This is a genomic window from Raineyella sp. (assembly GCF_034933565.1).
In the GTDB taxonomy this organism is placed as follows: domain Bacteria; phylum Actinomycetota; class Actinomycetes; order Propionibacteriales; family Propionibacteriaceae; genus Raineyella.
The window spans coordinates 1-11451 of sequence record NZ_JAYFNG010000051.1 but is presented as its reverse complement, the minus strand read 5'-3'; the positions used below and the strand labels follow the sequence as shown (position 1 = coordinate 11451).

At 73.5% G+C, this 11451-nt stretch carries 9 protein-coding genes; 5 read left to right on the top strand and 4 right to left on the bottom strand.

Going from position 1 to position 11451, the window contains the following annotated elements; genetic code table 11:
- Nucleotides 1–97 precede the first annotated feature (97 nt).
- Nucleotides 98–1939, bottom strand: coding sequence for an ABC transporter ATP-binding protein (locus VB059_RS13045; RefSeq protein WP_323422420.1), 1842 nt, complete (start codon nucleotides 1937–1939; stop codon nucleotides 98–100).
- Between the two features lie 195 nt (nucleotides 1940–2134).
- Nucleotides 2135–3274, bottom strand: a complete 1140-nt coding sequence (locus VB059_RS13040; protein WP_323422419.1) for an MFS transporter — start codon at nucleotides 3272–3274, stop codon at nucleotides 2135–2137.
- A gap of 72 nt (nucleotides 3275–3346) precedes the next feature.
- On the opposite strand from VB059_RS13040, the gene VB059_RS13035 reads away from it, so the two are divergent.
- Together VB059_RS13035 and VB059_RS13030 are read left to right on the top strand one after the other, a co-directional pair.
- On the top strand, nucleotides 3347–4552 hold the full coding sequence (locus VB059_RS13035) for a Gfo/Idh/MocA family oxidoreductase (protein ID WP_323422418.1): 1206 nt from the start codon (nucleotides 3347–3349) through the stop codon (nucleotides 4550–4552).
- 158 nt (nucleotides 4553–4710) lie between these two features.
- Complete coding sequence (locus VB059_RS13030) at nucleotides 4711–5613, top strand: AEC family transporter (protein ID WP_323422417.1); 903 nt, start codon at nucleotides 4711–4713, stop codon at nucleotides 5611–5613.
- 153 nt (nucleotides 5614–5766) lie between these two features.
- Here the strand turns inward: VB059_RS13030 and VB059_RS13025 are convergent, their stop codons facing one another.
- Complete coding sequence (locus tag VB059_RS13025; protein WP_323422416.1) at nucleotides 5767–7233, bottom strand: carboxyl transferase domain-containing protein; 1467 nt, start codon at nucleotides 7231–7233, stop codon at nucleotides 5767–5769.
- 375 nt (nucleotides 7234–7608) lie between these two features.
- Here VB059_RS13025 and modA point away from each other — a divergent pair, with 375 nt between their 5' ends.
- The 3 genes from modA to VB059_RS13010 are packed head-to-tail and all read left to right on the top strand — an operon-like array spanning nucleotide 7609 to nucleotide 10593.
- Nucleotides 7609–8412 carry a molybdate ABC transporter substrate-binding protein gene (gene modA / locus VB059_RS13020; protein WP_323422415.1) on the top strand — a complete coding sequence of 268 codons (804 nt, stop codon included), beginning with the start codon at nucleotides 7609–7611 and terminating at the stop codon, nucleotides 8410–8412.
- Nucleotides 8409–9356, top strand: coding sequence for an ABC transporter permease (locus tag VB059_RS13015; protein WP_323422414.1), 948 nt, complete (start codon nucleotides 8409–8411; stop codon nucleotides 9354–9356). Before modA ends, VB059_RS13015 begins: the two co-directional genes overlap by 4 nt.
- A complete protein-coding gene (locus VB059_RS13010; RefSeq protein WP_323422413.1) occupies nucleotides 9349–10593 on the top strand; it encodes a sulfate/molybdate ABC transporter ATP-binding protein in 1245 nt (414 codons plus the stop codon). The genes VB059_RS13015 and VB059_RS13010 overlap by 8 nt, the downstream gene beginning before the upstream one ends.
- Before the next feature lie 23 nt (nucleotides 10594–10616).
- Here the strand turns inward: VB059_RS13010 and VB059_RS13005 are convergent.
- A partial coding sequence (locus VB059_RS13005) for an FAD:protein FMN transferase (protein ID WP_323422412.1) occupies nucleotides 10617–11451 on the bottom strand: 835 nt, incomplete at its 5' end.

Genomic DNA, 11451 nt, shown 5'->3' with positions numbered 1-11451 from the left:
ACCGCCCCGGCCGTAGCCGTCGAGTGTCGAGTGTCGTGTGTACGTGTGCTTCGGGCGTGCGCGCGGCCGCTCCGTACGGCGTACGCGTCGGGCCGGCTCAGGCGATGCCGGCCACCGCCAGCGCATTGCGGTAGAACTCACTGTCGGATCGCAGCGCGCCGGGGGCGTCCAGCGCCGTCATCCGGCCGCCCTCGATCACCATGATCCGGTCGCAGATGTCGAGGGTCGACATCCGGTGGGCGATGATCACCACGGTCAGCCGGCCGTGCAGCTGGCTGAGGGTGGTGCGGATCAGGGCCTCGCTGATGCCGTCGAGGGCCGAGGTCGGCTCGTCGAGGATCAGCAGTTCGGGCCGGCCGACGAGCGCCCGGGCGATCGACAGGCGCTGCCGCTGACCGCCGGAGAGCTGGTTGCCGCGCTCTCCCAGGTGGGTGTCGAACCCCTGCGGCAACGCCTCGATGTCGTCGAGGATGTTGGCCTGCCGGGCCGCCGTGCGCAGGTCCTCCGCGTCGATGCCGTCACGGAAGAAGCGGATGTTCTCCGCGACCGTGCCGGTGAACAGCCTGGCGTCCTGCGCGACGAACGCGACCCGTTCGCTCCACCATCCCCGGTCGACGTCCTCGAGCGGCACGCCGGCCGCCCGCAGGGTGCCGTTCGTCGGCGCCCGCAGCCCCAGCAGCAGCTGGGCGAGGGTCGACTTGCCGGCGCCCGAGGGCCCGATGACGCCCAGGGCCTCGCCCGGCTCGAGCCGGAACGTGACACCGGCCAGGGCGGTCCGCTCCGGGGTGTACGCGTACGCGACGTCGGTGGCCTCGAACGGCACCACTCCGTCGGGACGTACGGAGCCGCCGGGGGCGGGGGACTCGGCGTAGCCCTTGACCACCTCGTCGACCCATTCGAGGAACGGCAGGAACCCGGCGATCGACGCCGAGGCGTTGGACAGCTGCTGGCCGTAGCTGAGCGAGCGCAGCATCAGCAGCATCACCGCGCCGATCACCGCCAGGTCGCGGAAGCCGACCAGGGACAGTGCCGCCAGGCCGGCCAGCACCGCGCCGTACGCCAGCGAGGTGTAGATCTGCGGCTGCGCGCCCTGCAGCACCTGGGTGCGCCGTTGCGTGAGCGTCGACTCCGCGGTCAGCTCGTCGATCCGGTCGGTGAAGGCACCCTGGGCGCCGTACGTCTGCATCTCCAGGCCGAGGGCGCCGAGCTCGGAGACGGCGTTGGCGAAGTCGAGGCCGGCGCGGGCGTTCCGGGTGGACCGGCGCCGGATCGCCCGGCGCATCGGCGACAGGACGCTGCCGACCAGACCGAGGGCGAACAGCACGGCGGCGGTGGACAGCGGGTCGACCGCGACGCCGGCGGCCAGGAAAGCGACCAGGCTCAGCGAGGCGGTGATCGCCGTGGCGAGCACCGACACGGCCTGGGTGATCCGGCTGACGAACGAGGTGAGGAGCTCCTGGAGCCGGCCGGCCGGCTCGGCCTGCTGGACCGACCAGCTGGTGTGCAGGAAGGCGTGCGAGAGCCGCTGGCGCTGCTCGGTCGACACCACGGCGGTGAGCGCTGCCGAGAGGTGCACGGCGATCAGGCTGAGGATGACCCGCAGCACCAGGCTGCCGCAGGCGACGGCGAGGGCGGTGTCCATCGGCAGGTACTGGCCGTACGCCGGGCCGACCACGTCCTTGCCCCCGACCAGGGCCATCCCGATGCCGGTCAGCAGGACGATGAACAGGGCCTCGAGCAGCGCGCTGGCGAAGGAGGCGAGGGAGAGCAGGGCGATCCGGCCCTTGTGCGGGGTGAGCAACCGCCCCATCACGGTCCAGCCGCCGCGCTTGGAGTACGCCACTGTGTCGGAGCCCTTGTCCGAGCCCTTGTCCGAGCCGCCGGCCCCGCCGGCGCGGCGACCGCCACTCGCCTGCCGCCTGCCGCCGAACAGCGTCATGCCATCACCGGACCCGCGGGGGTCTCGCGCTGGGCGCGCCGGGGCCGGGCGGGCGCGGCCGCTCGGATCGGGCCGGCCGGGGGGACGCTGGAGTTCATGGGGTCGATTCTGCCCTACGGCACCGACAGCACGAATCGTCGCCGGTCGCCGGTCGTACGGCTCCCGTGGTCGGGTGCGCGTACGGCCCCTCCCGGGTCAGGCCCGCTCGGAGCGTCCGAGCATCCGGTCGGTGAGCAGCGGCAGCCCCAGCCCCGCGCAGATCGCCATCAGCCCGAAGACGAGCAGTGTCGAGGTGTTCCACAACAGCCCGGCCACCGCCGTCATCGCGGCGGTGCCCAGTCCGGTGGCCAGCGCCGTCATCATGCCCTGCACGGCGCCGTTCAGATCCGCAGGGACGTCGTCGTTGAGGAAGCGGACGAAGGCCACCTGCGCCACCGCGAAGGTCGCACCGTGCAGGGGCTGGGAGAGCGCCGCGAGCCACAGGCTGCCGGTGAGCCCGAGGACCAGCCACCGGACGACGGCGGCGAGCAGGGCGATCACCAGCATCGCCCGCACCGACAGACGGCGTTCGAAGTGCGGGGCCACCGAGAGGATGACGATCTCGCCGAGGGGCGCCAGCACGATCAGCGCGCTGACCAGGCCGGGTGAGGCCCCCAGCTCCGCGAACCGGACCGCGCCGAACGTGTAGTAGGCGGCGTGCGACGACTGCAGGAAGATCATCACCAGCATCATCACCACCACGTTGCGGCGGCGGAACAGCGCCGACCAGTCCCGGCCCGACCCGGCGCGCTGGTGGGCGACCTCGGGATGTCCGGTCGGCGCCAGACCGAGCAGTCCCAGCGCGAGGCAGGCGGCGACGAAGAGCCCGAGCAGCGCCTCGGTGCCCCAGCGGGTCTGCACGGCACCCGCGGCGAACGTGCCGATGACGAAGCCGAGCGACCCGATCCGCCGGGTGGGGCCGTACGACAACAGCCGGCGGCCCGCCGCCAGCGTGGTCATCGTCTCCAGGCCCGGCAGGATGACCGGGTAGGTGAGGCCGAGCGCGACCGAGGCGACCATCACCAGCGCCACCGAACCGTGCCCGAGAAACAACGCGGCGCAGGCGACCGAGATCCACGGCAGCACCCGGACGATGGTCCCCAGCCCGGTCCAGCGGTTCGCCAGCGGGAAGAGCACGGCCACCGCGATGCTGCGCGAGACCAGGCCCGCGGTGACGCTGAGCCCGGCGATCTGAGGGGACATCCCGCGCCCGATCAGGAACACCGCCCAGTACGACGTGTAGATCGCCCAGGACGCCAGGAACACGAAGAGCTGGGCGCCGATCCACGTCTTCACCTGCCAGAGTCTAGGGGCGCCGCCGGCCGCACCTCTCGACCCCGCGCGCCGCGGGGGAACAGAATGGGCGCCATGTCCCAGCTCGAGGCCGGGCCTGACCGGCCCACCATCCCTGCCGCCCCTGCCGGGTCCGACCGGCCCGCCGCTCCTACTGCTCCCGCGGGGCCTGACCGGCCTGCCGCTCCTGCTGGCCCCGCCCCCGCTGCCGGCACCCCCGACGCGCCGGCGTCCGGGGCTGCGGGGACCCGGCCGTTGCGCGTCGGCCTGGCCGGTTACGCCTCGGCCAGCTGGCTGCACGTCGGGCCGATCACCGCCGCCGGCGGCGTGGTGGCGGCCGTGGCCACCCGCCGGCCCGAGCGGCGCGCGCAGGCGGTCGCCGATTGCCCGGGCGTACGGGTCGTCGATGACCTCGACGCCCTGCTCGAGGTGCCCGACCTCGATCTCGTCGTGCTCAGCACCCCCACCGGCCGGCACCACGACCACGCCCTGCAGGTGATCGCGGCCGGACTGCCCGTCGTGGTCGAGAAGCCGCTCGGCGTACGGCTCGCCGAGGTCCGCGAGGTGGTGGACGCGGCGAAGGGGGCCGGGGTCCCGCTCACCGTGTTCCTGCAGCGCCGCTGGGACCCGGCCCACCTCGTCGCCCGGCAGCTGGCGGCGACCGCGGCGCTCGGCGAGCTGTGGCGCCTGGAGTACCGCTGGGAGCGGTGGCGTCCCGTCCCGCGGCACCGGTGGCGCGAGGACACCCCGACCGCCGGCGGTGGCGGCCAGCTGCTCGACCTCGGCCCGCACATGGTGGATCTGACGGTGCAGCTGTTCGGCCCGGTGGCGTCCGTCCATGCCGAGATGGCCGCGCGCCGGCAGGTCTCCGACGACGACACCCACCTGGTCCTGCGGCACGCCGGCGGTGGGGTGAGCCACCTGGACATCGGCTCGCTCGTCGCGGCGCCGGGCCCGCGGCTGCGGCTGGTCGGCGCCACCGGCACGTACGTGTACGACGACTTCACCGACGACGGCAAGGTGCAGCCGATCTACCCCGACCTGGCCGACGCGCCCGGCGCCTGCGGCTGGCTCTACCGCGGACCGCTGGAGCGTGAACCGGTCGCCCGGGTGGCGGGGGAGTGGACCGACTTCTACCGCCGGCTGTTCGACGCGCTGCGCCGGCCCGACCCGATGGCCCAGCTGCCGGTGCCGCCCGAGGACGTCGTGCACCTGGCCGAGGTGCTCGACGCCGCCCAGCGCAGCGCCGCGGCGGGGCAGGTGGTGGCGGTGGGCGAATAGCCGCCCACGCCGGCCGGGGCCGTACGATCCTTCGGGGTCGGCATCCGCCGGCCGTGTCGGTCGGCATCTTCCGGTCGGCACCTGTCGGTCCTGTGGGTCGGCATCCGCCGGATCCGATGTTCCGATGCCCTCGCCCGTCCGCTCCCCGAGGAGGCCCCGTGCTCGCCGCTCTGCTCCAGGTCGTCCTGCCGGTGGCGATCGTCGCCCTGGTCGGCATGGTGCTGGCGCGCAGGTTCGTCCTCGACGCGGACACGATCGGCAAGATCAACCTCTACGGCCTGACCGCCCCGCTGGCCTTCGACTCGCTGATGAAGACCAAGGTCACCCTCGGCGAGGGCCTGGTGCTCGGTGGTGCGCTGCTGCTCGTGTCGGCGCTGGGCGCACTGCTCGCCTGGGCGGTGACCTTCCGGGCGCCCCGCGGCACCCAGGCGGGTGTCGTCGGCGCGGTGGTGCTCGGCAACAACGGCAACTTCGGTCTGCCGATCGCGCTGCTGGCACTCGGCCAGGTCGGGATGGACCAGGCGATGATCCTGTTCGTGGTCTCGCTGGTGGTGATGTTCACCGTCGGCCCGATCCTGATGGGCTCGGGCGGCGGCATCCTCTCCGGGCTGAAGAACTTCGCCAAGCTGCCGGTCACCTGGGCGATGGCCCTGGCCGGCCTGCTGCGCCTCCTCGGCTGGCAGCTGCCGATCGGCGTCTCCCGGGGCATCGAGCTGCTGGCCGCGGCGGCGGTGCCGATGGTGCTGCTCGCGCTCGGTGTCCAGCTCACCCAGTCCCGCCGACTGCGCCTCACCGGGCCGGTGCTGACCGCGGTCGGGCTGCGGGTGATCGCGTTCCCGCTGATCGCCGTGGGCGTCGCCCGGCTGCTGCGGATGGACGCCATGTCGACCAGCAGCCTGGTGCTCGCCTGCGCGATGCCGACCGCGGTCAACGCGTTCATGCTCGCCCGCGAGTACGGCTCCGACCCGGAGACCGCGGCCAGTGCCGTGGCGCTGAGCACCCTGCTCAGCGTCGGGACCCTCACCGTGGTGATCTCGGTGCTGCCCGCCTCACTGGTCTGACGGGCCCCGGCGTCCGGAAGGCCCCGGCGGGCTGCCCCGGCGGCCGTCGGTCGGGTGACGTACGGCCACCTCCGCGGACGACCCGCCTCCGCCCAGGACGGAGGCGGGAGGCGGACACGGTGGAGGCTCGATCGCAGGGCCGGCACGCCGGTCCTACGGGCGCAGACCGGCCTTCCAATGGTCCTTCTCGGCGGCCACCTCACGCAGTTCCTCGGTGATCGCCGCCACCGCGCATCGGGCGAACTCCTCCGGTTCCGCCGCCGGGTCGGCGGGCTCGGCGACGATCCGGTGGATGATGCCGTCCTGCAGCATCTCCTGGGCGCCGACGCGCTGGAGCTCGGACAGCTCCCGGGCGTGCGAACCGTCCTTGTAGACGATGGCGCTGGCGCCCTCGGGCGGGAGCGGGGAGAGCCAGCCGCGCTCCATGGCGATGATCCGATCGGCCGGCATCATCGCCAGGGCGCCGCCGCCGGTGCCCTGGCCGAGGATCATCGACACCGACGGCACGGTGGTGCGGGCCAGCCAGGCGAGCGTACGGGAGATCTCGCCGGCCAGGCCGCCCTCCTCGGCCTCGGGGGAGAGGTCCGCGCCGGGCGTGTCGACGATGGTGACCAGCGGCAGACCGAGCATCTCGGCGAGCCGGATGCCGCGCTGGGCGGCCCGCAGGCCCGCCGGGCCGAGTGGTCCACCGGTCATCTGGATCCGCCGGTCCTGGCCGACGATGACGCACGGCAGCCCGTCGAGCCGGGCCAGCGCGAGCAGCATGCCGGGGCCGTGCTCGGTGCCGGTGCCGGACAGTGTGACGACGTCGGTGGCGCCGTAGCGCAGCACCTCGCGGATGCCCGGCCGGTCGCCGCGCCGGGTGGTCTCGATGGCATCCCAGACCGAGCCGACGCGGGGCGGCAGCGCCTGCGGCGCGTCCTTCTTGTGCGGGGCGCCGAGGTCGACGGGGGTGAGGACCCGCAGGGCCGTCGCGGCGATGTCGCGCAGGTCCTCCGGCTTCACGATGGCGTCGATGATGCCGTGGTCGACGAGGTTCTCCGCGACCTGGATGCCCTCGGGGAACGGCTGGTTGTTCAGCACCTCGTAGACGCGGGGGCCGAGGAAGCCGAGCATCGCCTCGGGCTCGGCGACGGTGATGTGGCCGAGCGAGCCCCAGGAGGCGAAGACCCCCCCGGTCGTGGGGTGGCGCTGGTAGACGATGTAGGGCAGGCCGGCGTCCTTGTGCGCGATGACGGCCCGGGAGATCGACACCATCCGGACGAACGCCGGGGTGCCCTCCTGCATCCGGGTGCCGCCGGAGGAGGTCGAGGCGATCAGCGGCAGCTTCTCCGCGGTGGCCCGGTGGACCGCCGCCTCGATCCGGATCGCGGTGTCGCGGCCGATCGAGCCGCCGAGGAAACGGAAGTCGCCGACGATGTAGGCCATCGGGCGGCCGTCGATGGTGGCGCGACCGGTGATCACGGCTTCGTCCATGCCGGACTTCTGGCGTGCGCGCAGGACCTGTTCACGGTATTCCGGCGGATAGCCGCTGATGTCGATCGGTTCGTCCCAGGACTCCTGGGAACCCGGATCGACCACGAGATCGACAAGTTCCTGCGCACCCCATCGTTTCGCCATGGCGCCCAGTTTGGCAGAGCAGGGAGCAGGCGGCAGCCGGTCGGGCGGGGGCGAACAGCACAGTGGCACACGCGTTCGGATCTGCGCTCCCAGCCCCCTCTTCGGGGGCGCTCCGGCCGGGGACGACGGTGCCGGGACGCCCCGGCCCGGGACGATCCGGCAGGTTCCGCAGCGACGGAAGGAGCCGTCCCGAAGTTTCCGTACATTGCGGTGATCGGGGCTGTGGCGGAGCGGTGATCGGGGCTGTGGCGAATTATCAATTGTTTCCGGGGCGGTGCATCGGATCTCCGATGGGGTCATATCGTGCTGGAGGGGCCATTTCCTGCGACATCGGTGCCCGAAAAAACGCCCGGAACCTGACTTAGGATGAAACGCATGACAAAACAGCGCCGGACCGGCTCGGTCCTCGGCATCATGGTGGTGCTGGCCGCATTGCTCGGCCTCTCCGCGTGCGGCACACCCGCCACGACCTCGACACCGCAGCCGACCCGGCCGTCCGTCACCCTGACCGTCTTCGCCGCCGCGTCCCTGGCCGGGCCCTTCGACCAGATCGGCACCGCGTTCAGCGCGGCGCACCCCGGGGTCACCGTCCGCTACAGCTACGGCGGGTCGTCCGACCTGGTCAGCCAGCTCGCGTCCGGCGCACCTGCCGATGTCCTGGCGACCGCGGACGAACGGACCATGCAGCAGGCCAAGGACAAGGGGCTGGTGCCGGACTCGACCCTGTTCGCCACCAACGAGCTGGCCATCCTCGTCGCCCCGAAGAACCCGCTGGGGATCGGCGGCGCCAAGGACCTTGCGAAGCCGGGGCTGAAACTCGTCGTGTGCGCCCCGCAGGTGCCGTGCGGTGCGGCGACGGACCGTACGCTCAAGGCGGCCGGGATCACCGTCTCGCCGGTGAGTGAGGAGGCGAACGTCACCGACACCGCCGGCAAGGTCACCTCCGGCCAGGCCGACGCCGCCGTCGTCTACACCACCGATGTGGCCAAGGCACAGGCGGCCGGCACCGGCATCGGCGTGCCGCTCGGCGTCGACCAGACCCCCAACCGCTACCCGATCGGCGTCACCGCGACGGGTGCCTCCGGCGCTCAGGCCGAGTCGGCCCGCCAGTACGTGGCGTACGTGACCGGCGCGGACGGACAGGCGGTGCTCGCCAAGGCGGGCTTCGGCAAGCCGTGACCGAAACCGGCGAGGGCCGGAGCCGCGGTGTCCGGGGCGGTCGTGATGACGGGCGCGGTCGTGGTGTCCGGAACGGTGACTTCCGGGGTGGTGATGTCCGGGGTGGCCGTGGTGCCAGGGACGGTCGTGACATCCGGGGCGGCCGGGACGGGCTGGCCGGTCGTTACACCGTGCCGGGCTGGTTGTGGATCCCGGCGGCGGCCGGGCTGGCCTTCCTCGCGCTGCCGCTGGCGGCGATGGTGCTCGGCACCGATTGGCGCCACTTCGGTGCCCTGGTCACCTCGCCGTCGGCGCTCACCGCGCTGTCACTGTCGCTGCGTACGGCGGCCGCGGCGACAGCGGCGAGCCTGGTGTTCGGTGTCCCGCTGGCCGTGGTGCTGGCCCGCGCCGAGCCCCGGGGGCACCGCTACCTGCGCGCCCTGGTCATGCTGCCGCTCGTCCTGCCGCCGGTCGTCGGCGGCCTGGCCCTGTTGCTCACGTACGGGCGGACCGGTCTGCTCGGCCGCTGGCTGGAGGTGGGCGGTGTCCACATCGCCTTCACCACCACCGCCGTCGTCCTCGCCCAGACCTTCGTGGCGATGCCGTTCCTGGTCATCTCGTTGGAAGGGGCGCTGCGCTCCGGCACCGAGGCGTACGAACGGGTCGCCGCGACCCTCGGCGCCGCTCCCGGGGTCGTGCTGCGCCGGGTCACCCTGCCGCTGGTCGCGCCGGGCCTCGTCTCGGGGGCGGTGCTGGCGTTCGCGCGGGCCCTCGGCGAGTTCGGCGCCACGCTGACCTTCGCCGGGTCGCTCCAGGGCACCACCCGCACCCTGCCGCTGGAGGTCTACCTGCAGCGCGAGGTCGACCCCGCGGCGGCGGTGGCGCTGTCGCTGGTGCTCGTCGCCGTGGGCGCCCTGGTCGTGCTCACCGTCGGCTCCCGCGCGCTGGGGGGTGGCCATGGCTGACGTACAGCTCGACCTCGGCCTGGCGGCCCGGCACTTCCGGGTCGCCCTCGACGTGCCCGACGGGGAGGTCGTCGCCGTGCTCGGGCCCAACGGCGCCGGCAAGTCCACCCTGCTCGGGCTGCTCGCCGGGACCCTCACCCCCACCTCGGGCGGGGTGAGGGTCGGCGGACGGGACGTCACCCGGCTGCCCCCGCACCAGCGGCGGGTGGCCCTGCTCGCGCAGCGGCCGCTGCTGTTCCCTCACCTCAGCGTGCTGGAGAACGTCGCCTTCGCACCGCGGGCGGCCGGTCTGGGCCGGACCCGGGCGAGGGCCGTGGCCGGGGAATGGCTGGCGGCGGTGGAGATGGTCGGCTTCGCCGACCGGCGGCCGGGTCAGTTGTCCGGCGGGCAGGCGCAGCGGGTCGCGATCGCCCGGGCGCTGGCCGCCGACCCGCAGGTGCTGTTGCTGGACGAACCCTTCGCCGCCCTCGACGTGGCGGTCGCGCCGCAGCTGCGCGGGGTGCTGCGCGAGGTCCTCGACGGGCGGACGACCCTGATGGTCACCCACGACCTGGTCGACGTCGTCACGCTCGCCTCCCGCACAGTGGTGCTGGAGCAGGGGCGGGTGGTGGAGGACCGCGCCGTACGCGACCTGGTCGAGAGCCCGCACAGCCGCTTCGCGGCCGACCTGGCCGGCCGGGTGCTGCTGGAGGGGACGCTCGCCGCCGGGACGGCGCCTGCTCCGGGGACGGCGCCTGTTCCGGGGACGGCACCGGCTGCCGGGACAGTGCCTGTTCCCGGGACGGCGTCGACTCCGGGAAGTGGCTTCCGGCGGGGGGACGGCGTGGTGCTGGAGACGGCACTCGGCCCGGTCGCGGGTGTCTGGGAGGACGACACCGCCGCCGGACCCGGAGCCCGTGCCCTGGCTCTGGTGGATCCGGCGGCGGTGAGCCTCCATCGTGAGGCTCCCCGGGGCAGCCCCCGCAACTGCTGGCCCATCGAGGTGGAAGGGATGGAGCCTCGGGGCGGGCAGCTGCGGGTGGTCGCCCGCGGAGTGCGGAGCACCTCGGGCGCGACCTCCTCGGGGTCCCACGATGGTGGGATCCGCGGTGGGGCGGACGTTCCGGAAGGGGGCCGGGACGTACGACTCGCCGCGGACATCACCCCTGCGGCGGCCGCCGAACTGACGGTCGTGCCGGGGCGACATCTCTGGTTCGTGGTCAAGGCCCAGCAGGTACGGGTGTACCGCGGGCACTGACCGGGTCGGTCGGTGGAGGCGGCTCAGCCGGCCGTGGGCATCCGGTCGCCCACCCAGGAGGTCGACCAGGCAGTGTCGGCGGGGGCCGGATCCACCACGTACGCCCGGCAGCCACGCTCGGACGCCACCCGGATCGCCCCGTCACGTCCGGCGACGATCAGCGCGGTGGACAGGATCTCGGCCAGGCCGGCACGGGGGGCGACGACGGTCGCGGAGCGGGCGCCGTGGGCCGGGGCGTGGGCGTGCGGATCGATGATGTGCTCGCCGCGTTCGTACACCCCGGAGGTGGCGATCGCCGCGTCCTCCAGCTCCTCGACCCGGACGATCGCCTCGGGGTCATCGGGATGGCGGATGCCGATCCGCCAGCCCTGGTCCGGGGCGGGCCGGCCGCGGGTCACGATGTCCCCGCCGGCATTGACGCAGACGTTCTGGTAGCCGCGCTCGACCAGCAGGTCGGCGACCAGTTCGGCGGCCCAGCCCTTGACGTAGCCGGACGGGTCGAAGCCGCCGGGCACCGCCCAGGGGTCGAAACTGCCGCCGGTGGCCTCGCGGCCCCACCGGCAGGCGGCGATGACCTCGAGCAACGCGGCGTGGTCCGGGTCGGCCGCGTCGAGATCGGACTCGGCCAGCCGACCGGTCCGCAGGGCGCTGACCAGGGAGGTCGTGCGATAGGTGGAGAACACCTCGTCGACCCAGCGCATCAGGTCCACGGCCTCGGTGATCGTCTCCTCCAGCTCGTCGTCGGAGGGCCAGGGCCGCTCGCCCTCGACCAGGTCGATCACCACGACCGTCCCCCACATCTCCTGCAGATGGGTGTAGTGGCGGGCGTCCGGCCGGTGTCGCGTCACCCGGGGACGG